This window comes from Citrobacter sp. Colony219, assembly GCF_019382635.1.
GTDB classification, from domain to species: Bacteria; Pseudomonadota; Gammaproteobacteria; order Enterobacterales; family Enterobacteriaceae; genus Citrobacter; species Citrobacter youngae.
In genome coordinates this window covers 2894621-2917075 of record NZ_CP080033.1, presented here as the reverse complement: position 1 = coordinate 2917075, position 22455 = coordinate 2894621, and the positions used below count along the sequence as shown (strand labels likewise).

Annotated in this window: 19 protein-coding genes, 2 pseudogenes and 1 riboswitch; of the genes and pseudogenes, 3 read left to right on the top strand and 18 right to left on the bottom strand. The window is 50.9% G+C overall.

Annotated features, from left to right (window positions below; translation table 11 throughout):
- Nucleotides 1-7: 7 nt before the first annotated feature.
- From dhaK to JTI85_RS13030, 8 genes are all read right to left on the bottom strand, one after another.
- Nucleotides 8-1078: a dihydroxyacetone kinase subunit DhaK gene (dhaK, locus tag JTI85_RS13065; protein ID WP_115643319.1), complete on the bottom strand. Its 1071-nt coding sequence runs from the start codon at nt 1076-1078 to the stop codon at nt 8-10.
- A 276-nt stretch (nt 1079-1354) separates the two neighbouring features.
- Nucleotides 1355-3466, bottom strand: a complete 2112-nt coding sequence (locus tag JTI85_RS13060; RefSeq protein WP_199985525.1) for a hypothetical protein — start codon at nt 3464-3466, stop codon at nt 1355-1357.
- Between the two features lie 38 nt (nt 3467-3504).
- Nucleotides 3505-5364, bottom strand: a complete 1860-nt coding sequence (locus JTI85_RS13055) for an STY4199 family HEPN domain-containing protein (protein WP_061068037.1) — start codon at nt 5362-5364, stop codon at nt 3505-3507.
- Nucleotides 5365-5759: 395 nt separating this feature from the next.
- A complete protein-coding gene (locus JTI85_RS13050; protein WP_005122303.1) occupies nt 5760-7034 on the bottom strand; it encodes a Glu/Leu/Phe/Val dehydrogenase in 1275 nt (424 codons plus the stop codon).
- 322 nt (nt 7035-7356) lie between these two features.
- Nucleotides 7357-8325 (bottom strand): spore coat protein U domain-containing protein, encoded by a 969-nt coding sequence (locus tag JTI85_RS13045; RefSeq protein ID WP_101742645.1) that lies wholly within the window; start codon nt 8323-8325, stop codon nt 7357-7359.
- 13 nt (nt 8326-8338) lie between these two features.
- Nucleotides 8339-10624, bottom strand: a complete 2286-nt coding sequence (locus tag JTI85_RS13040) for a fimbria/pilus outer membrane usher protein (protein WP_219351603.1) — start codon at nt 10622-10624, stop codon at nt 8339-8341.
- A gap of 55 nt (nt 10625-10679) precedes the next feature.
- Nucleotides 10680-11402 (bottom strand): molecular chaperone, encoded by a 723-nt coding sequence (locus tag JTI85_RS13035; RefSeq protein ID WP_061068034.1) that lies wholly within the window; start codon nt 11400-11402, stop codon nt 10680-10682.
- A 14-nt stretch (nt 11403-11416) separates the two neighbouring features.
- A complete protein-coding gene (locus tag JTI85_RS13030) occupies nt 11417-11947 on the bottom strand; it encodes a spore coat protein U domain-containing protein (RefSeq protein WP_048211446.1) in 531 nt (176 codons plus the stop codon).
- Nucleotides 11948-12147: 200 nt separating this feature from the next.
- Between JTI85_RS13030 and JTI85_RS13025 the strand changes: the two are divergent.
- Both JTI85_RS13025 and JTI85_RS21775 read left to right on the top strand, forming a co-directional pair.
- Nucleotides 12148-12509: pseudogene (locus JTI85_RS13025) on the top strand (transposase); the annotation flags it as partial.
- Nucleotides 12507-12608, top strand: a pseudogene (locus JTI85_RS21775) (integrase); the annotation flags it as partial. The pseudogenes JTI85_RS13025 and JTI85_RS21775, both read left to right, overlap by 3 nt.
- Before the next feature lie 168 nt (nt 12609-12776).
- On the opposite strand, the gene ychF reads toward JTI85_RS21775, so the two are convergent.
- Complete coding sequence (gene ychF, locus JTI85_RS13015; protein WP_200044700.1) at nt 12777-13871, bottom strand: redox-regulated ATPase YchF; 1095 nt, start codon at nt 13869-13871, stop codon at nt 12777-12779.
- 115 nt (nt 13872-13986) lie between these two features.
- Nucleotides 13987-14571: an aminoacyl-tRNA hydrolase gene (gene pth, locus JTI85_RS13010; protein ID WP_003020814.1), complete on the bottom strand. Its 585-nt coding sequence runs from the start codon at nt 14569-14571 to the stop codon at nt 13987-13989.
- A 274-nt stretch (nt 14572-14845) separates the two neighbouring features.
- On the opposite strand from pth, the gene ychH reads away from it, so the two are divergent.
- Nucleotides 14846-15124, top strand: coding sequence for a stress-induced protein YchH (ychH, locus tag JTI85_RS13005; RefSeq protein ID WP_048211449.1), 279 nt, complete (start codon nt 14846-14848; stop codon nt 15122-15124).
- 46 nt (nt 15125-15170) lie between these two features.
- Here ychH and JTI85_RS13000 read toward each other — a convergent pair whose 3' ends face one another.
- From JTI85_RS13000 to JTI85_RS12965, 8 genes are all read right to left on the bottom strand, one after another.
- Complete coding sequence (locus JTI85_RS13000; RefSeq protein WP_219351601.1) at nt 15171-15980, bottom strand: cytochrome c1; 810 nt, start codon at nt 15978-15980, stop codon at nt 15171-15173.
- 4 nt (nt 15981-15984) lie between these two features.
- Nucleotides 15985-17157 carry a cytochrome b N-terminal domain-containing protein gene (locus JTI85_RS12995; RefSeq protein ID WP_219351599.1) on the bottom strand — a complete coding sequence of 391 codons (1173 nt, stop codon included), beginning with the start codon at nt 17155-17157 and terminating at the stop codon, nt 15985-15987.
- A 1-nt stretch (nt 17158) separates the two neighbouring features.
- Nucleotides 17159-17710, bottom strand: a complete 552-nt coding sequence (gene petA / locus JTI85_RS12990; protein WP_061068832.1) for a ubiquinol-cytochrome c reductase iron-sulfur subunit — start codon at nt 17708-17710, stop codon at nt 17159-17161.
- Between the two features lie 24 nt (nt 17711-17734).
- A complete protein-coding gene (locus JTI85_RS12985) occupies nt 17735-18175 on the bottom strand; it encodes a pseudoazurin (RefSeq protein WP_048211453.1) in 441 nt (146 codons plus the stop codon).
- A gap of 18 nt (nt 18176-18193) precedes the next feature.
- Nucleotides 18194-18973, bottom strand: coding sequence for an ABC transporter ATP-binding protein (locus JTI85_RS12980; RefSeq protein WP_048211454.1), 780 nt, complete (start codon nt 18971-18973; stop codon nt 18194-18196).
- On the bottom strand, nt 18970-20034 hold the full coding sequence (locus JTI85_RS12975; RefSeq protein WP_172743101.1) for an iron ABC transporter permease: 1065 nt from the start codon (nt 20032-20034) through the stop codon (nt 18970-18972). The genes JTI85_RS12980 and JTI85_RS12975 overlap by 4 nt, the downstream gene beginning before the upstream one ends.
- A 65-nt stretch (nt 20035-20099) precedes the next feature.
- Nucleotides 20100-21152, bottom strand: a complete 1053-nt coding sequence (locus JTI85_RS12970) for an ABC transporter substrate-binding protein (protein WP_048212574.1) — start codon at nt 21150-21152, stop codon at nt 20100-20102.
- 210 nt (nt 21153-21362) lie between these two features.
- Nucleotides 21363-21593, bottom strand: a riboswitch (cobalamin riboswitch).
- 242 nt (nt 21594-21835) lie between these two features.
- Complete coding sequence (locus tag JTI85_RS12965) at nt 21836-22351, bottom strand: GNAT family N-acetyltransferase (protein ID WP_219351598.1); 516 nt, start codon at nt 22349-22351, stop codon at nt 21836-21838.
- Between the last annotated feature and the right edge of the window lie 104 nt (nt 22352-22455).

Sequence of the window (22455 nt, the reverse complement as noted above, 5' to 3'; positions counted from 1 at the left end):
AATCTCCTTATTTACCCCAGTTGAGTGCAGGGGTGTGAACCGGTGCATCCCATAAGCTCAGCGTTTCGTCATCCACCTGTAACAGGGTGATTGAGAAACCGGTCATGTCCAGAGAGGTGCAGTAAGAGCCAATCAGGTTACGTTCGATGACAATACCTGCATCCTGGCAACGGCTTTCAAGGCGGTTATACACGCCGAAGAGCTCAGACAGCGGTGTCGCACCGAGATTATTGACTAGCGCAATCACGCGATCGCCGCTCTGTAGCGCGCGTTTGCTTTCTTTCCCTTCCTGCCATGCGCCCTGAAGGTGATCCCAGTGACGCAGCGTACGACTGTAGTTACCGTTTTCCAGCAGGGTGTCAAACATTTCATCCACAGTTTGATCAAGCGAGGAGAATGGACGGCGGTCAATGCCGGGTTCGCCGTGGATACCGACGCCAAACTCCATTTCGTTGTCCCGCAGGGTGAATGACGGTTGACCAGCCGCCGGAACGGTACAGGCACCAATGGCAATCCCGATGGAATGACCCTGATTGTTCAACTGGCGCCCCAATGCCGCGCAGGCATCCAGTGAGTCACCGCGTTCAGCGGCCGCACCGACCAGTTTTTCAATCAATACAGTATTTGCCACACCGCGACGACCGGCGGTGTACAGACTGTCTTTCACCGCCACGTCATCATCCACAACCATCGTGGTGACTTTGACGCCGCTTTCATGCAATAGCTCGGTTGCCGTTTCGAAGTTAAGAATGTCGCCGGTGTAATTTTTGATTATCAGCAGTACGCCTTCGCCGCCATCAATTTGCATGGCGCATTCAAACATTTTATCCGGCGTTGGCGAGGTGAAAATTTCACCCGGACAGGCACCGGAGAGCATACCCTGGCCAATGTAGCCGCAGTGCATTGGCTCATGGCCGCTACCACCACCGGAAAGCAGCGCCACTTTGCCCATCACTGGCGCATCTGCGCGAGTGACATACACCGGGTCCTGATGCAGTGCCAGAGAAGGGTAGGCTTTTGCCAGCCCGGCGAGTTGTTCGTTCAGTACGTCTTCAACACGGTTGATCAATTTTTTCATTGTTTATGCTCCGCAGACAGTCCTGAGATGGCTGCACATATCAGGCAGACATCTGATGTAGGGTATCGGTTTGTACAGCGCCACGGCGACCTCTCGCTGCCGATAAGGTAATTTTGCACACGGGTAGTCAAAAGAAAATTGATGTGATTGGCGTTTCAATACGGAACATTAGCATCTGGTAATGTTCCGTATTGAAACCTATTGGTGCATAAAACAGCGGAAGTGAGAGATGCGGCAAGGTTTATGCTGACGGTATTGTGAATAAAACGTTATTCCTTACTCTTCTTTGCCATTAAAATCGAAAAACCAGAACAGGATAAAACCAATAAAACCAAAAATTAGCAGAATAGCCAGGGTATAGACTTCGTATCGTGCGGCATCTGCGGCAATCGCCTGCAATTTGTCCATTGCCGGGGCTGGCTGCTCTTTGAATAGCATGAGTTGCCATTCATAAAGGTTTGTTGTTTTTATCTCTTTAATCGGTTCCCAAATATGGTTAGCCGCCGCGCCGAGTGCTAAAGCGGAAAACAGTGCGCCGTAAATACGTTGACGTTTTTCCTGACGCTGACTAATCGCCTGGCGCATGAGCTGATCCAATTGCTCTATCTGCGCCATGAGCTCCTGGCGTTGTTCAGATAATCCCCACTGCCGCGAGAGATCGTCACTCAGCTGGTTATGCAGGGCATCGTTGCCGACCAAAGCACCTTTATTCATGGCTTTTAGCGCCCGGGCCTTGGTTTCCAGCATCATTTCGGACCAGTCAGATAAACGACGAATTTTTCCCTTTCGGTTGTGAATTTGCTGCGATTCGAGCAGATCCTTGAGCCACTGTTCAATCTGTTGGGCAGAGTTCGCCAGAAAATTTTCATACTCATGGCTGACATCCGCTACTGAACTGGCCGCTTTAATCAGTATTGCCAGATGTTTATCCTCTTCTTCGCGACAGAAGAATGTGACGCCATGACGGTGAGCGACGACCAGAATATTGCTGTACCACTGGCTGCTGTACTCGCTGGTGGGGGGGAGATCCGCAGGGCTCCGGACGATGCGCGTGCTATCGCTCTGTGCTGCCAGCCAGGCATGGAAAGTGGGGGTATCGATCATACGCATCAGCGGGACGATCGTAATATCACCACCCTCCGGGATGCGATGCTGATAGACACGAATGCATTTACCCTTTGTGCGGCAATCAAGTTCGGGTAAAGCTATTGGCACAATGGCGTTATCAAGGTAACGGGTAAAATAATTTTCCCAGATTGCGGGTAAAACGTCTTGTTGCCAGGTCAGTTTCGAGCCTGGCTCTCCGGGCGCAAGCTGCTTCGGTGCCGCAATTAGCGTCATTCTGCCTTGATCGTCGTACCAGGGTTGGTTCGGTGCTCCTGGGATTAGTTTATCGCTTCCAGCCAGGCGATAGCTTTCGAGAAAACGCGGAGTATCGTGCGGGCGTAACCCTTGCCAGGCCGCATCTTCACGCTGTTCCAGAGCGGACCACAGGGCATCAAGGCGCGTCCCCTGAATGGGGTTGAGCGAAATAACGATATCATTGCCCGTGCCCACTTCTCGCGGGCGATAAATGGCCAGCAGCCCAAATCCATTGTGCGTCCAACTGCGTTCTTTGTCGCAGCGCGCGAGAATTTTCAGCATCCCGGAAGGGAGCGTTTCGGTGATAAACAGTGCATCAACCACCGTTTGCCGCCGGCCTGTGCCGAGGTCCAGCAGGAGTTGGCAGGTCACCGAACGCTTGATAACGTGTTGGTAAATCTGTTGCTCATACGCCAGACTTGCGACCGCACTTGCATAACATTGCGTGTGCATGGGCATAATGCCTGCGGTGGGGTCTGGGTTAGCTATTATCATATCGCTCAACAGGCGCAGGCAGGCCAATATGTTGTGGCGAACAACGGCAGTATCACCCATGGATTGCTCGCACAGGCTGCTATGCGCGAGTGCGGATAACAAGCACGCGGCAGAACGCGTCGTATCATCACCGTCCAGATAAATACCGCTTTCCCATGCGGTGACGTATTCCAGCCACGGATGTGTTGATAGCGACAGCGAACCAGCGGCATCGAGATGGTTCAAAAACAGCAACAGCGTAAAACAGGTATCCAGAGAGAAATCTTCGATAACGATTCGTTGTATTCCCTGGACACTTGAGAGCTTATTGCGCCATATAGTCCATTGACGATCGTCGGCATTTGCCACCAGTTCACTCACCGAATTGTAGTGACCTGCACGGTATCCTTTGTTATTGAGCGCGACACCCTTTTGGCTTTCCGTATCATTGCCGTCGCCCAATCCGATCAGCAGGCTGCCTGCCGGTGCATCACGCTGCGACGGATTGAACTCGAAAGTAAACTGCGGCCATGCATTGTTGAATGCGAACATATAATTCTCTTTCGATGGATGTGTTGTTGTATCGCTCATTATTTGACTACGTTATAAATGACCCGTTGTGAGCGACTCCAGTTATCGTCAATCGCAATATTGGGTTCATGGTTTTCTTGTTTCACGCAGTAGTTCTTAACCAGGCTTTTTAACTCTGCCCCGTTGAGTGTGCCGAACATCAGACGCGTATTCAGTTCTTTCAATAACACATCGTGGAGTGAATAGGTGGTAGGTCTTTGCAGTGAAAACTGCGCCGCATCAGCCAGTAAGTCACGCGCATTATCGGCCATCAAACGGCGTTCACAGCGACCCGCAGGTTCATTTTTGGCCATTTCTTCATCGTAAGCTTTCTTCTGGGCTTTCTCAAAATTAAGCGCTCTGTCCAGTTCCGCTTTAATACCCTGAACATCCTTGGCAGAAGAACAAAATGTTTTTAAATAACGAATCTGTATGGGGGTCAGCGTGCCATTCTGGTTCGTTTGCTGACGTAATTTACCGGCCATTCTGAGACAACCGTTTTTTTCATCCATCAACGATGCTGATTGTAATAGGGCATTCAACGTTTCCTGGCGATCTTCCTGTAATGCGGCTTCGGCATAATACAGTTTCCAGCGCATGCCTCCGGCAAGAAACAAATTGACAACCTGGGTATCACCGCGGTCGATAGCGGCGCGAAGATTTTTTTCATCCCAGGCAATGCCGATATTCGCCAGTTCTTTACGCGGATCGCTACTGGTTTCTTTTTTCGCACCGGCAACCGTTTTACCCACTTCCCCGAGATCGCTACGGATGGACTCCGTATTCACCAGCGTCTTGGTTGAGGTTCCGAAAGTCAGTACCGAGCCAACAATAATGACGACGATACCGCCCAGCACCCAGGCCACTCGATTGCGAATGATGCCCGTTTCCATTTTGATTTTTCCAATATCCTGAGCCTGAGCCGCCAGGTCATCCTTTATTCCCTGAACGTCGCCGCCAAGATCGTCAATTTTTTGGGCGGTCCGTTCGAAATAGCGCGCAACCTCAGCATTGCTGTCATCAAAAAAACGATCAGGGTTAACTTTTACCCGACCTTCATCGAAGGCCTCCTGTACCGGCTCAGTAATTTCTCGGTAATAGTAATTCACCAATGTTGTTTGGACGGAGGTTACCCGCTTATGATGCGCCAGACGGTTGCGAATTACGCGAATATCGTCAAGAAAGGTATTCAGTGTTCTACGTTTATCGTTAACAAAGCTGAGCAAAGGGGTATATTGATAAAGTGGAGAATAGTGGATGGGATATTCGTCTTTATCAATAAACAGTGAGGCGAGTTCACTGAAAAGAGTACCGCTCAATACGTCATCACGATCGGCAACGTTCAGCCATTTTTTTACACGTTCCTGACCAAATAATTTGTTCAGGTGCTCAAGTAGGGCTTGTTGGTTATTGTACGCTTCATTAATTAAACTACGAATGGTCAACTCTAATGCCCGTACCTGCTGCAAACTACGTAACTGCTTTTCTTCGTCTTCGTTATTCAGCGTCGTTGAGTAAGTTAATTGAGGCTGTTTTTCTCGCAAATATTCGAGCTGCCACAAAAAACGCAACGCGGCAATGGTTAGATTTCTGTCGGCAGGCTGGCCATCTGTATTTCTGCCGAGCCATTTGTTCAAGGTGCGTAGTGCCGCAAGAAAGCTCGCCATTTCCTGCTCGTTATAGTTAAAGCGGGTCGCTACACTGTTCCAGTTGCCCAATTTCTCTCGGGCTTTATCAAGTGAATCATAAAACGTATCAGGCGAGAGTTGCGTGGGGGCTGGCATGCCCAGCAGGGATAAGATTTGTGGAAATGCGCTGTCGAAAAGAGACAGGCAACGAGTAAAATCGTTGTGCTCAGAAGCAGATGAATGATCGACCATTATATTCTCACATGGTTATTCGCTGAGTTTTCCCGGCCCGATCTAATCGCACTGTGTCAGGCAACTTTCCCTGCAGCCAGAATGCCATAATTCGACAATTATTCGGGATTTTTAATCAGTTCGTCAATATATATGGCGGGCGTAATATTGGTAGTAGACATTGCGGCCAATAATGCGTTGCTATGGGTTCTTAACGCAAATTATGGTTGCTGCGATGGGATTTAATGTTTATTGGCTAACAAACCGCGCAGATATTGGGTAAGTAAAACGCAGAAAGCGGGGCGGATGAATCAGGCGACTACACGCCAATAATGCCACAAATAATGCCGCATTATTGGCGTAACTCACGACTGGCGTTTATCGTCGTTCAAAACGTTGACGTATCTGCCGTCGTATTATCCCGGATAAATACCACGGTCCTTACGTGCCAGCAGGATACGCTCGCAGGCCACAATATAGGCAGCAGTGCGCAATGAGCAGGATTTCTCCGCCGCTTTCTCCCACACATGAACCATCGCATCGGTCATGATTTTATCCATGCGATTGTTGATCTCTTCTTCGCTCCAGAAGAAGCTGGCCATGTCCTGAACCCATTCGAAGTAGCTGACGGTGACGCCGCCTGCGTTACATACGACGTCAGGTACCACGATGATACCGCGGCTTGCCAGCATATCATCGGCATCCGGGTAAGTTGGGCCGTTAGCGCCCTCAAGCACCAGTTTGCAGGTCAGTATTTCTGCACGTTGACGGGTAATCTGCCCTTCCAGCGCGGCAGGGATCAGGATATCCATCTCCACGCTCCAGAAGGCTTCGCTGGCGATAGTTTCCGCCCCCGGGAAACCGGCAATCTGTTTGTGCTCCAACTGCCAGGCGGTCAACGCGGTCATGTCGATCCCGGTGGTGTTAAACAGGGTGGCAGTGTGATCCTGAATGGCAACGACGCGTGCGCCAGCACTGGCGAACAGGCGAGCCGCTTCACTGCCGACATTACCAAAGCCTTGTACCGCTACGCGCGCGCCTTCAACGTCGATATTGGCACGACGAGCCACTTCCAGACCGCTGACGAACACGCCACGACCCGTTGCTTTATCACGACCCAACGAACCGCCAAGGTGGATAGGTTTACCGGTGACCACGCTGGTTACGGTGGTGCCGTGGTTCATGGAGTAGGTATCCATCATCCATGCCATCACTTTGCCGTTGGTGCCGACATCCGGCGCTGGAATATCTTTTTGCGGCCCAATGATAATGCCGATTTCGCTGGTATAGCGGCGGGTTAAACGCTCCAGTTCACCTTCGGACAGCGAGAATGGGTCGACGCGAACGCCACCTTTGGCACCGCCGTACGGCAGGTTCAGTGCGGCACATTTGATGGTCATCCAGGCGGAAAGGGCCATCACTTCATTAAGATCAACATCAGGATGATAACGCACACCGCCTTTTCCCGGGCCGCGGGAGAGGTTGTGCTGTACACGATATCCTTCGAAATGGCGAATAGTGCCGTCATCCATCTGCACCGGAATATCGACAATTAGCGCGCGTTTCGGGTGGCGCAGGGTATCCACCCAATGGGAAAGTTCGCCCAGGTAAGGGGCCACACGCTCGATTTGTTGCAGGTAGGTATTCCAGGCAGATGTGCTGCTATCTGAAGCGTAAGATAACTTATCCATGATAAACCTTAGTTATAAAAGTAATATGTTCTTAATTTGGCCGTGGTATACAGTGGATCTCACCATATAAACTTAAATTTAACATTTTTTTCAAGAAGCGGCCTGTCCTCCAGCCCTCTAATAGCCATATAAAAAATATGTGAATTAAGCGTTAAGTGAATAATTATCTATTGATTTTGCGAATGTTTGCGATCAAGTAGCAATTCAGGCATTTAATATGCATCGTGCATGAGAATGACTATTTGTCAGATTTATGATGCACCTCTAAAAGTAAACAATATGATAATTATTTGTGTTTTCTTGATTGCATTTTGGCGGCGCGTCAGTAGGTCACTGAGATAGTGACGGTGTCCGCATAGTTGTCGGGGGTGTAGTTCGCGCTGGGAACGGTGGCATACACCGAATATGGCGTAGCGGAGCCGGTGCCAGTGCCTGTAACGGTATTGAGCGGGGTGTTGCCCCACACTGTGCCGGAAGGCCCTGGCGTTGAGCTGAGCTGATAGGGCACTTTATCGCTGTTTGCCCCCGTTCCGCTCATCACACCGTTGCCTGCAGTATTGCCGTTGGAGGGTTGCAGTCCAATGGTATAAGGGGTGTTATTGGTGCATGCCACCCCGATGGTATTTGATGCTGTCGCATTGCGCTGAGTTGCCTTCACCGGGGTAAAACTAATGTTAGTGGCCGATGTGATATTGCACTGTTTGCTGACAGTGGCTGATACGCTGAAGGGAAGTCTGGCGGCAACGGTATCACCGCACGTGGTGGGCGGAATAACTAATCCAGGGTTGAGGGTGATAAGCGCCGTGGCTGCCGTATAGCTGTCCTGATAGCTTCCGGGGACTGCAGAAGTTTGCGGCGTGACGAGCTGAGCGGATACTGTCAGTGAACCGGTCACTGGGAGCAAATTGAGCAAGTTAAGTTGTACCATGGGAACCGAGGTTCCGCTCTGATACTGACTCCCCCAGATTTTACTGTGCCCGGCGTCCTGATATAGCTGATAGCTCAACGTTCTGGCAGGTGTTCCGCTTAACGACATATTCCGTGTTGCCACCTGACCGCTGACGCCCGATGCGCCAATATTAAAACAGAGGTTAATCCCCGCCAGTACGTCGGTCACTTCTTTTGCACAAGTCCAGGTAAAGGTCATTGAGGTCGTTGCGCCTGATGATGACAACGGGTCCACTGCACCAAAACTAATTGGTTGGACGTTACTGACGGAGCAGGTGACCGCATGACTTATCCCTGGACAGACGAGGAGTGCAGCGATAAACAGCAACTGTCTTAATTTCATGAATGAACTCCTGCTATTGTGACCGACATTCCAGCGGGCCTATTTGTACAATCCCCTTTGCATTGGCGGGATAATCGAATTGTGCGTTACAGCTACCGGTATCTGTGTCAACGCGTAACCTGTTGTGCTGTTCCAGGCTGTCAAACCAGGCCATACCATCGAATCCGACGACGGATGACTGGCCTGCGCCGTTAGTGATATATGCCATGCTGCCCTCGGAAATGGCCTTACCCTGTTCATTAACGAGAGTAACCTGCGCGGCGCGTACGGGAGTGATACCAAAACTGACCAGGGTTCCGGAGCGATCCGCCGGCGTTGCATTGGCTTCAACGCGGGCGATCCGCATATTGGCGGGTAGATCCATGGGGTCAATACTGATTTGATTGTTTTGATAGCTATTGAGTGACGTGACCAGCAGCAGACCCTGATCGTCGCTGCGACCGACAAGGTTGTTTTGCAGCTTGACTGGCACGTCCGGAATGCCGTCTGTTGATACGACGGCAAAACCATTGTTGATTTCCCGAGCCGCGAACAAACCTCCCCCCATCGCAACCAGGGAACCGGTCGCACCAGCATAACCGTAGTGGTTGTCGGGCAGGCGGCTAAATCCGGTGTAGGCTTTTCCGAAACGGCCCAAATACCCGACTTCTCCCTGGCCGCTTTGCCGGGAGGCTTGCTGGCTGGCAGCGACGTTCCATCCCCAGCCGCCGTCACCCGGTGGCGTTTGGCTGGCATTGATCTGGTAGCCGGTTTCATTATTGGTATGTTGTACGGTACTGCTGGCGCTCAGATTACCGCTGGTGGTGACCGTCACCATCAGGTAAACGCTGCGATCGCGGGTGTCGTCAATATTCTGGTTAAATCCGGCATTGAGTGAGATGTTTTCGGTGACGGATTTGAACCAACTGGCGTTGGCGTAGCGTACCGCGCTATCGTGCGGATAGCGAAACTGCAGGTAACTCAGGCTGACATTGCCGGCTGACGCCATTGCATAACCTATTACCGTATTGCTGCTCAGCGAGGGCGGCGGCTCACCATAATGGGTCGCGACATCACGGTAGTCACCTGACGTCGCCGTTGTGCTGGTGCTGAAATTAAACTGTTCACCTGACCAACGGTAACCAACACTGTACAAAAATCCACTTTTCCCTGAGTCCGTACTGGCTGCCAATGCGGTGGACACTGTGCCGCTGCGCGGGCCGGGAACCCAGTCATTGCTAAAACCTGCGTTAATCAGCCCATCACTGGTTTCCGCGTGCGTACCTGCAGTAAAGGTGTTACTGAATCCCCGACGCCAGGTCCCGCTAAACACAGGGGAACTGGCATAATCAAATGAGGCGTAACCGTAATTCTCTCTTACTGCGCCTAATTCCGCTGACCAGGCTGTTAGCCCTTCTCGCAGGAGTTGCTGATCGTTGTAGAACGAGAAATTTTGTACTGTCGTTCTGCCCAGCGCGTCGGTCATCATCACCTGACCGGTCCCTGCGCCACTGATATTAGGCATGGTGTTGATTTGAAAACTTCCGGCCGGAACCTCCCCGTTGTAGTACTTAACCCCATTGACGTACAACTCAACGTTTGAAGGAAGCGTGGCAGAACCAAGATAGGAGGGAAGCGGGGTGGTTGGCATGTACGGCTGTAAACCAAAATCGGTTCCTATCTGGATGCCGCCAATGCGGGTCGGTCGGGACCAGGTGAGCGAGCTTGTCAGGGTATCGCCAACGTTTATCGCCAACATATTTTCCGGAAATGACGTGCGCCAGCGGGTGTCCATGCGGTAGAAGGCATTATCTGCGTTGGGCGCGGTGGAATATTGAGTCAGTTGGGTTGTGCTTAACACCCCTAAGCCATTAAACGCGCGCAACTCGCTAAATGTGTTGGCGCTGGTTTCATCTCCCTGCTGAGCATAGACATCGTAATTGAGTAACACCCCACGTGAGTTTGATGCTATTGGTGTCGCTTCGCCGGTCGGGTTCACCTGCGTGGTGGCAAGATCAAGGGAACTGAGCGGCACAGTGAGCGCCAGAGTTTGTTGTTCGACGTTGTAGTCAATGCTCAGTTGGGCAATATCGTTCAGGCTGACGGTGGCAGCCGCATTTTGCGGTAAGCGAAAACCCAACTGTCGTAGGGTATTGGCGCCAGCATAGAGTTTTTCATTCTCATAGCCAAAATGAACCAAGCCGACAGGGTTTCCATTCAGGGTCACGTCAAGATATAAATCGATGCCCGCAAGAGGTGTTGCGTCGCCAATAATTCCACTGTTTGTCTGGTTATTATTGACCGCGTGAGCTGAAACCATTCCAGATAATAATGCTCCATTGAGTAAGCAATATTTCACCAGAAGCCAGGATCTCTTAGAGATCTTGTACTGTTTTTTGGCCATTAACTGTTACTTCAACTTTACCGCCATAATGGGTATCGCTGGCGGACGTGGATAATATCCACCGCATTGTTGAGCCCGGAAGAACATAGCCTAATAGTCCCGGCGTAATGACCTTTTTCGCACCATTATGGTTTATAAAGGTTGCCGCTGATAATTGCGCATGACCATTTCCCTGATTACTGACTTCAAGAAATTTTTTGCCGTCAAGTTGCTGTAATTTCCATTGCAATTTGGCCTGGGTTTCAGCCTGCGCCGTTGGTTGAATAAACACTGGTACGGAATAATGCAGCACAAACTGAAGTTTATTTTTTTGTAATTTTGCTGGCGGTAATTCGTCAATTGATAACCGATAGGCATCTTCGGTATGTGTCGATGGCGGGCCGGTGCGAATAACACGAATCAACTGGCGTTCACCAGGGGCTAACGCCAGCATCGGCGGGCTGATAACCAGCCCCTGAGAGGGAGACAGCTTATCGCCGTATGCGCTTTGGCTCCAGCGAAAGACCCGAACCTGGGCATTCAGCACATTTTCTCCGGCATTGCTTAGCCAGATCCCATCGGCATTTTGCGACGCTTGCAGCGTTAATGTAACTGGGGCAACCTGCAATCCGCTGGCTGTCGCCGGATTTACGCTCATAGCTGCTCCTAACAGGCATGCGCAGGCATACTGCTGTACAGGCAGTTTTACTGTCATCTGTGTTCCTGAATTTAGTAGTTAACGTTTACCGTTACGGTGTCGGCATAGTCGTCAGGTGTGAAGTTCGCGCTTGGCGCGGTGGCATATACGGTAAAACTCTGTAGAAGCCCAGTTCCCTGGGATGCAACACCATTTCCTACCGTGGTGGCGGTGGCCGTATTCCCCCAGACCGGTCCTGTTGCAGATGTTTGGTTCAGCTGGTAAGGCACTTTATCGGTATTGTTTGCTGCATTTGCGACAGAGGACATGGCTCCGGATCCCGTGGGTGTCCCGCCGTTGGCCGCTGAAGGTGCCAGGCCAATAAAGTAGGGGGTGGTTTTTGAGCAATTAATTGAAATTGTGTTGCTTGCGCTGGTATTTGTCGCAGTGGTATTCACGGGACCGAGAGTAATATTTGAAGCCGACCCCGCAGTGACGGTACACGCTTTTTGTATCGTCATCAGTACCTGAAATGTCCCGCTTGTAGACGCTGCGTTTGCCGCCGGAATAATGGAAAAGGCGCCGCAAAAAAGAATTAAGCGTTTGTCGAAGACTAGAGCCATATCCTTCACCTTTTTCAAATAACCACATTTTTTGCTTTAAAAAAACAATAATGTGACACAAGAAGACATGAGTTAACCCTAGAATAAGTATTAGACGTACGCCAGTTGATCTCATGAATTTTACTTAGAGAAAAGGTGATGTCGTCGACAAAAAAATAATACCAACGGGTGAGTATGTCGTTTCTTTTTTATGCTACTCAAAAGTATGCCGTGAGGTCGCTATTTCGGAGGCCAGCTATTACAACTGGAAGGCAAAGTATGGCGGGATGGAAGCGGCCGATATTAAAAAATTCAAAGACCTTGAGGATGAGAATCGACGTTTGAAACAAATGTTTGCCGACCTGAGTCTGGAAAATCTCACGTTAAAAGACGTCATCGAAAAAAATCTTTAAAACCAGCGATAAAGCGTGAGCTCGTCAGCTATCTGACGGCACAATTTGCCATGAGTTTACGCCAGGCCTGCAGGACGTTATCGTTGAGCAGGACGGTGTATTTTTATCAGCCCAATACCGGACGTGAAGAACCAGTGATCCATGCGCTGACTGAGCTGGCAGAACGCTATAACAACGAGCGGCCTCATGAATCCCTGAACAACCTGATGCCGGAAGAGTACCGGCTGATGGCTGAAAAACCGGAAATTTCAAAAAATGCGTGGAACTAAAACAGGTGTGCTTACAATTGCACTCACCAGCGTGCTCAATTTTAGCTGCGTTTCTAAGGTGCTGACACGGTCGCTATGAAAACAAAAATCCACGCAGCTGCGTGGATTTTTTTCGCGTTCATTGATCTGACAAAGCTCCGGAAAGCCTGATCAGACAGCAGAAGCAACTTAAACGTTGAACAGGAAGTTCATCACATCGCCATCTTTAACGATGTAATCTTTACCTTCTGCACGCATCTTGCCGGCTTCTTTCGCGCCTTGCTCACCTTTATAGGTGATGAAGTCTTCAAACGCGATGGTTTGTGCGCGGATAAAGCCTTTCTCGAAGTCGGTGTGGATCTTACCAGCTGCCTGCGGGGCTGTTGCGCCGACAGGGATGGTCCATGCACGGACTTCTTTCACACCCGCGGTGAAGTAGGTCTGCAGGTTCAGCAGTTCGTAGCCTGCGCGGATAACGCGGTTCAGGCCCGGCTCTTCCAGACCCAGTTCAGCCATAAATTCGTCACGATCAGCATCGTCGAGTTCAGCGATGTCAGCTTCAACAGCGGCACAAACGGCAACCACGACAGACCCTTCAGCGTCGGCGATTTCGCGAACTTTTTCGAGGTACGGATTGTTTTCAAAACCGTCTTCGTTCACGTTGGCGATATACATGGTTGGCTTCAGCGTCAGGAAGCTCAGGTATTTGATGGCTGCTTTGTCTTCATCAGTCAGGTTTTTCAGCGCTCGCAGCATACCGGCGTTTTCCAACTGCGGCAGGCATTTTTCCAGTGCAGCCAGTTCAGCTTTAGCGTCTTTATCACCGCCTTTGGCTTTCTTCTGTACACGGTGGATAGCGCGCTCGCAGGTGTCGAGATCGGACAGTGCCAGTTCGGTGTTGATAACGTCGATATCGTCAGCCGGATCCACTTTATTGTTCACGTGGATAATGTTGTCGTTTTCGAAGCAGCGAACAACGTGACCGATAGCTTCGGTTTCACGAATGTTGGTCAGGAACTGGTTACCCAGGCCTTCACCTTTGGATGCGCCTTTTACCAGACCCGCGATATCCACAAATTCCATTGTAGTGGGCAGGATACGCTGCGGTTTGACGATTTCGGCCAGTTGATCCAGACGAGGATCGGGCATCGGGACAACACCCGTGTTCGGCTCGATAGTACAGAACGGGAAGTTTGCCGCTTCAATACCCGCTTTTGTGAGCGCGTTGAACAGGGTGGATTTGCCTACGTTTGGCAAACCGACGATACCGCATTTGAATCCCATGTTTAAATCACCTTAATCTTTTGATATTCAACCTGTTATGGAAAACAGATTGTAGAAATGTTAATAACTTTGCCTATTATACACAGCACGCGAGAAAAATGCCGCACATCGCTGCTTATTGCGCTTTAAAGGTGTGTAACCGACTCGTTGCTTTGGTGAGTCCATCTTTGAATAAAATCTCGGTACAACGTGCCGCTTCGTCAATGGCTTCATCAATTAACTTCTGTTCTGAAACAGGCGGTTTGCCTAAAACAAAACCGACAACTTTATTTTTATCGCCCGGATGGCCGATTCCAACGCGTAAACGATGAAAGTTAGGGTTATTGCCTAACTTGCTGATGATGTCTTTCAGGCCGTTATGTCCGCCATGGCCGCCGCCGAGCTTAAATTTGGCGACGCCGGGCGGCAGATCTAATTCATCGTGGGCAACCAGAATTTCATCAGGGTTAATGCGATAAAAGCTGGCCATTGCGCCAACGGCTTTGCCGCTCAGATTCATAAATGTGGTCGGTACCAGCAGGCGGACATCTTCACCTTCAAGCGTGACTCTGGAGGTGTAACCGAAGAATTTCGGCTCATCGCGCAGGGGGGCACGGAGTCTCTCTGCCAGTAAATCGACGTACCACGCGCCTGCATTATGTCGCGTTGCCGCATACTCTGCGCCGGGATTCGCCAGGCCGACAATCAATTTAATCGCCACGTAATTTGTCCTGAGTGTGTCTATAACCGGCGTGTAGTTTACTGTTTGCCGACGCGCTTGACAAAAAACTGCGTGGGTCGAACCGAAAACTGAATAATTGCAGAAGTGGACTATTGGAAATTGAGGGTGTTCAGTAGCTTATTTGTAAAGTTTTGTTGCATTGGTGTTTGTATTTGTGATCACAGGCGCACTTGCGAATGGCAGTGTTGTCTATACTTTACACATAAGGATTAGGGGTATTCCCTGTAACAACCCAAAGTTCCGGAGGTGACACATGAAACGCAAAAACGCTTCGTTACTCGGTAACGTGCTCATGGCTTTAGGGTTGGTGGTGATGGTTGGTGGTGTTGGTTACTCTATTTTAAACCAGTTACCGCAATTTAATCTGCCACAGTTTTTTGCACATGGTGCCGTGCTCAGTATTTTTGTTGGTGGCGTCCTCTGGCTGGCGGGTGCCCGCGTCGGCGGACATGAACAAATCAGTGACCGCTACTGGTGGGTTCGCCATTACGACAAACGCTGCCGTCGTAATGATAGCCAACGCCACAGCTAAGTGCTGACATAACCTGCAGACCAGCCAGCGTTACGCTGACTGGTCGTTAGTTTTTCTCGTTGCTGCGCGAGCGGGATCGCATGCGCTGTAACAGTGCTAATAGCGCCAACATACTCGCCAGATATCCCATAACGACCGCTCCCTGATGTTTTCTGCTCTCAAGCTGCGGGTCAGCGGCCCATGCCAGAAACGCGGTGACATCTCGTGCGTACTGTTCTTCCGTTTGGGGAGCATGCGTTTGCATAGCCCAGGTGATGTCATTGTCAGCCAGCGGTTTGGGCATATTAATCATCCCGCCAGGGAAAAAACGGTTGGTTTTCATCTCCGGGTCATCGGTTGCATACCCGGTCAGCAGCGCATAAACATAATCAGCGCCTTGCTCGGTGTAGGGGGTGAACGCATCCAGTAAAAATCGCGGAAACCCACGGTCGTAGGTTCGCGCTCGAACGATATAACTCAGGTCAACCGGCAGCGCGCCATTATTAAGGTATTTTGCTTCCTGGTCATTCAGATAAGGTGACGCGAAAACATCGTTCAGCTTGCCTTCCCGTTCGCCGGGTTGACCGTCGTCTTCAATTGTCGCGAAGACGTAGCCGCTGGCCAGTGTTTTGGCCTCCGCCTCACTGAGTTGCGGCCCTCCAGCTTTAATTAACGTTTTGAAAGTGAGATATTTCATACCGTGGCAGGCCCGGCATTTCTCTTCATAGACTTGCAGCCCGCGTCGCAGTTGTTCGCTATCGTGTTTACCGTTCACGCCGCTAAACGACCATGTCTGCGCGGTGGGTAGCTGTGCGCAAATCGCGTTGCTCAATAAAAGAGCCAGAGTCAGAGTTGCAGTGGGTAAAAATCGCGCCATGATGTCAGTCCTGTCGTTCCAGTAAACGTCGGCACGGCAGCACAAGCAGAAACCATGCAAAATAAATAACGGTTGAAAGCTGAGACGCCGCGCGTGTCCAGCCATCGTCATTGCTAAAACCATCAATTAAGTCCGGCCCGACCAATGCTTTTGAGCCCAACCAACCCAGAAAGAGCGCATTGGCGACCCACAGCCAAAAAATGGCTTTAACCAGCCGACTGTTATTACGAAACCGTGCGTGTGACGTATCCAGCCACGGGAGAAAATAGAAAATCAGTACCGCAGCGCACATCGCAGTGATGCCTGCCAGTTCATTGGGGAAGCAGCGCAGAATGGAGAAGAAAGGCAGGAAATACCATTCAGGCGCGACGATAGCCGGTGTGAGTGTCGGGTCTGCCGGAATAAAGTTATCGGCGCTGCTGAGATAGTGCGGCGCGAAAAACAGAAACCAGGCGAACAGCATTAAAAAGAGGGTGAGTTTGATTGCATCGTTTTCGGTGATGCGAAAATCGAACAACACACGCTGAGACTCTTTGGGCGAAAATGTTTTCTTCCGCGCGTGGGCAAAAGCCGACTGGACGGTACGGATGTGCCATATCGTAACCGCGACAATGGCGAAGGGGATGATAAAGTGAAGGACATAAAAACGGCCTAATGTCGGCGTGCCGGGCATATAGCCACCGACCAAAAAGGTATATAGCGTATCGCCAATAAACGGTATCGCCCGGGCGAAACTGGTGATGACCGTAGCGGCCCAGTAGCTTTTTTGCCCCCAAATCAGGCTATAGCCGAGAAACGCGGTGATCATCAACAGCACATACAGCGTCACGCTGATTGCCCACATCTTCAGATAGGGTTTGCGGTAGACGTTGTAATACATTGCCCGGAAAATATGCAGATAACAGGCGAAGAAAAAAAACGACGCGCCAATAGCATGCAGATTGCGCACCAGCTCACCGTGTCTGACTGCGCGCAGAATATGAACAATAGAGTCAAAAGCGGATCCCGCTGTAGGCACATAGAACATAGCCAGCACGATACCGGAGAGCATTTGCACGCCGAGCATGACCAGCAATATGAGACCAATAGCAAAGATCCACACGCCAGCGACTGAGCGGGGGACTGGAAGACGAAACTGCAGGTGATACCAGGGGGAGGACGGATAAGCGGATTTCATCTCAGGCATCCTTCGTACCAATACGCAGACTCAGGCCGTCAGCCGACACGCTAAAGTCAGGGATGGCCAGATTCGCCGTGGCCGGGCCTCGTGTTACGCGCCCGGAGGTGTCAAACTCGGAACCATGACACGGGCAGACCCAGCCCTGTCCGTTGGGGTTGGCATTGGGTACACAACCCGCGTGGGGGCAGTAACCTTGTACTACCAGCCACTGTGGATGTGCCGCTGCCACCCGCTCACTATCCGCCTGCGGATCGGCCAGTAGACGCAGATCAGCTTGCCGCGCCGCGGCAATCTCCTCCGTCGTGCGGTGGCGAATCAGGATCAGTTTTCCCTGCCAGATACGCTTCACCGTCTGGCCTGCTGTTACGCCTGCGAGGGAGACATCAACAGGTTCATTTTCCGCCACCGTTTTATCATCCGGACCCAGCGCGGAAATGAGTGGCCAGACGGCGGCAGTCACGCCCGCTGCGCCGACAAATTTCGTCAGCTTGCACAGGCAATCGCGTCGCTGAGTTTGGATTGTTTCGCTAAGCGTTTTTTTGTCCACCACCGTTATTCTCCCTTTGTGACGGCGTTACTGTTTATCGATGCGGGTATAAATTTCCTGAAAACGCTTATCGGCAAGACCAGGGGCTTTGAACGCGCGGTAGCTGTCGGGTAAAACGGCGTCGCCGACTTTAATCAGCATGATCATGCCCTGCGCGTAGTGCGGTGAACATTTGATGCCGTAGAAACCTGCGTTGTCGTATTTCACTTCAATCTCTTCATCGATTTTGCCGATAAAGCCGGGATATCCGGCGGGAGAGAGTTCGGCAATCGACGCGGCATTGTGGCTCTTATGTTTGCGGATAAACTTCACGCTATCACCTGGCTGGATCGCCAGATAGTCCGGCTCATAAACCATCGGGCCGCCTGTACCGCGGTTTTTCATCAGCACTTCGTAGGTTTGTGCAAAAGCCGTCGAGGTGAAGGCTAACAGGCATAAGATTTGCAAACTTTGCTTAACACATTTCATTGCGGTTCCTTTCGGTGTTTACGCGGGGCGTTGGTAACGGATAAAACAGTTCTCTTCGTCGGGGGCGTGTTCGACAATCGCGTCGATCCCAAACCAGCTATTAAGATTTTCACGGGTAAAAATGGCGGCAGGACGCCCCTGCATCGCCAGCTGTCCGGCTTTCATCACCATGATGCGGTCGCAGAACATCGCCGCATGATTCAGGTCGTGTAGGGCGGCGATGACGGTGAGTTTTTCACGTTTAACCAGATTGAGCAGGCCAATCTGATGCTGGATATCAAGATGGTTTGTCGGCTCATCCATCAGCAGTACCTGCGGCTGTTGTGCCAGCGCTCTGGCGATGTGCAGACGTTGACGCTCTCCGCCGGAGAAGGTATGCCAGCAGCGATGCTGCATGTTTTGTAGAGCGACTTTCTCCAGCATCGTCTGCACAATATCGTCGTCTTTCCTCGACCACGGCGACAGCAGGCTCAGCCATGGCGTGCGGCCAAGCGAAACCGCCTGAATGGCGGTAAGACGCTCACTGGTTTCAGCCTGTTGTTCAACCAGTGCCACCTTTTGCGCCAGATGGCGGCGTGAATAGCGTCGAATATCCTGATGGTTTAACGTAACGTGCCCGGAAGACGGTTTCAGTAAACCCGCCAGGAGCGAAATCAGCGACGTTTTCCCGGAACCATTGGGGCCGATAATGCCGACAAACTCGCCGCGCGAGACCTGAAAAGAGACATCATTGACGATGGCTTTGCCTTTGACCTCCCAGTACAGATGCTGGGCGTTTACCACAGGATTAGCGGTCATTTCCCCGGATTCCCTCGTATCAAAATGATGGCAAATGCAGGTGCGCCGACCAGTGCGGTAATCACGCCGATCGGCAAGACCTGTCCTGGAAGTAAGGTGCGTGAAATAACATCCGCGACGATAAGGAAAATGGCACCAATAAGAGCGCTGACGGGCAATAGGCGATGGTGCTGATTTCCCACCAGTAACCGCGCAGCATGGGGGATTACCAGTCCGACAAAGCCAATGGCGCCGACGATTGATACCATTATGGCCGTCATCCCTGTTACGGCGGCAATCAGTACGCCACGGGTGCGTTTAACGGGAATGCCCAACGATGCCGCTGATTCCGCGCCAAACGAGAAAGCATCCAGATGGCGGGCGTAGCAAAAGCAAACGACGATGCCAATCAGCGCAGTAGGGATGGCCAGCACGACATCCGGCCAGCGTACTCCGCTGAGATTGCCCAGCAGCCAGAACATGATGCCCCGAGCCTGTTCGGCATTGGCTGAGCGCGTAATGATGAGCGAGGTAATGGCATTGAACAACTGCGAACTGGCAATCCCGGCGAGAATGATTTGCGTGGTGGCCGAGCCGCTTTTGCCCCTTGCCGCCATCGCCAATAGCGCGACAAACAGAAATGCCGTCAGCGCGCCAATAAATGCGCCAAGCGACATGGAAATGATCCCTGCGCCAAGTCCGGTCAGGGCGATGAGCACCGCGCCCGTTGAGGCTCCGGCAGAAATACCCAGCAGGTAAGGTTCGGCCAGCGCATTGCGCAGCAGCGACTGGAGAACCACGCCTGAAACCGCCAGACAGGCTCCGCAACAGGCGGAAACCAGCGCGCGGGTCAGGCGGTAGTTCCAGATAATCCCGGCATCAAGCGCATCCACCGCATACTGTGTATCAAACAAGCGGTTTGCCAGCGTATGGCTGACATGCTGCCACGAGATAACCGTCTCACCGATTGAAATGCCCGCCAGAAGGACGCCGCACATCACCATGCTGACCCACAGCGCGTGGAACAGCGTCCTGCCTGCAAGCTGGCTCATGGCATGACGCGTCCTGCGTAATTCGCTCATTGTTTACGACTTCCCGTAATACGAAAGGGCGCTATGCCCGTATAAGGCATAACGCGCGACGAGAGTTAGTGAGTCGTCTGAGGGTGCGCCAGACCATATTGCACCAGCGCATCGGCGAGTTTTTCCAGTCCGTCAATGGTTCTGATACCCGCGTTCATGGTTTGCACGTCGATCACCGGCAGGTGGTTTTCTTTCACTGCCGGGATCAGCCGGGTAACAGGATCGGACGTGAGGTATTCCATTTTGACTTTCCAGTCATCGGCCGGGAAGCGGCGACGGCCCATCTCGCCGAGGACGATGACCGATGGATTGGCTTTGGCAATGGTTTCCCAACCTACTGTTGGCCACTCCTCGGCGGAATCAATGACATTTTTCACCCCAAGAGATTGCGCTATCCACGCCGCGGGGCCAAATTTCCCGGCGACATAGGGGTCAAGTTGCAGGTCGGCGCTGGAGAACCAAAAGACGGCAGATACGTGGTTGTCCATGCCGGCAATCTTAGCTTTCGCAGCGGCTTCACGTGCTTTCAGGCTGGCAATCAGTTCATCGCCTTTGTCCTGTACATCAAAAATTTTCGCCAGGTCGGCAATTTCCTGATAGACCATGGCGATATCAAACATGCTCTTACGCACGCCGTCGCCGCCGTCTTCGTTGTCTTTGGCACAATCGGCTGGGGCGGTATAAACCGGAACGTGTAATTCGCTAAATTGTTCGTAAGAGGCAACTGTGCCCGCAGGGCCAATCTGCCATTCAAACTGACTGGCCACCAGATCCGGTTTTTTCGCAATAATCCCTTCGAAACTCGGGATGTTTTGCGCAATGACTGCAATCTTGTCATTCGCTGCTTTGTACTGTTCAGGTACCGGGCCAAACCACAGTGATGTTCCAACAACACGATCGGCCAGACCCAGGGAATAGAGGATTTCAGTACTGTTTTGTCCAACGGTAGTCACGCGTTTTGGCGCATGATTAAACGTAATATCCCTACCACAGTTTTTGATCGTTAATGGATATTCTGTTTTTGCCGCAGAAGCCATATTGCTGGTCAGGAAGAGTGCTGCGCCAGTCAGTGCCAGAAGTGAAAGTTTGCAATAAGCAGAAGTTATTTTTGCGTGCATTAGCGTTGTCCCGTTCATGCCAGAATCTGAACGTCTGGTCATGGTTCATTTCGTTCCATAAATTCGGGACAGGCACATGACGATAGATGACATCTAATCGTGAACTGCGGGCAAGATAATATGAAAATAAAACATATTGTTGCCAATTTGTTCAGAAATTATATTATTCATTCGTCAAATAAATCACCCCATGGACCATCCCGTCCACTCAATGTATACAACCTTGACAGCAGGTCTCCTGGCTCGCGGCAATCTGAATATCGGCCTTCCCATAAAGGCGTTCTTTACAGTGACCTGTCGTGGATAATCCACGACACAGTGATATTCAGTTTCCGCTTACAGTTGCGGGGGCAGCTATGGCATAAGATTAAAATAATCCGCACCATATTCCGTTTCAAAATGATAAATAGATTCTGAAATACTGTCGGTGGGGACTTTATCGGTATCGAATAGCCCCGTCAACCGCTTGAATAAGTAGGGTTGATACCGCTTTTATTTTTAAATTCAATAAAATCAATTCGTTGCTTTGGTGTTTGTGACATTAATTATGTGAAAAACACAAATACCGATAAACTAAATGAGAATTGTTTGATGTTGATCAATTAATGTTTTCTTTGCCGAGCTGACCACGCTTAATAACGAAATTTACTGTGATATTTAATTATTTGCGCGGCGTCACATTTTTATTGATATTTTTCCATGTGTACGATTTGCTGTTCGCCACCTTCATCAAAAAAGACGGTAAAGTGATTTCGCAACCAAAATTGATAGCCACCAGGTAAAAAGTGGTGGGTGTGCAGATAGCGTATTTTATATTGTTGTCGGTCGCAAAATTGTTCCGCCAGCAGGACAAGTTGGCTGCCTATGCCTTGCCGACGATATTCCTGTGCGACGTAGCAGCGACAAATTTCCGCGGTTGAGGATAATTGATAGCGTCCGCGCAGTGCAGGTATTCGGTCATCGTACTGGCAGACCGCCAGCGTAGCGATAAGTTGCTGTCGGCTATTCCATGCGCCGAGCAACAGATTTCGCGGTTGATGGAGGTAGTGTGAGCGCAGATTTAATACATCTGCATGCGGTTCAGGTGCTGGTCGGTTAGCGTTAAAATAGAGATTTAAATGGTGGATAATAAACGACTGAACGGACGAAATATCAGCCTCAGTTATTTCACGGAATATAAATGTAGTATCAGCGTTCATCGTTGCAGATATCATCAGAACCAGGGGAACTGGATAATAGCAACTCAGACGCGTTTACAGAAGAGAAGTGTTACCGGCAAGCCTGCGCAAGCCGGTAACATCGT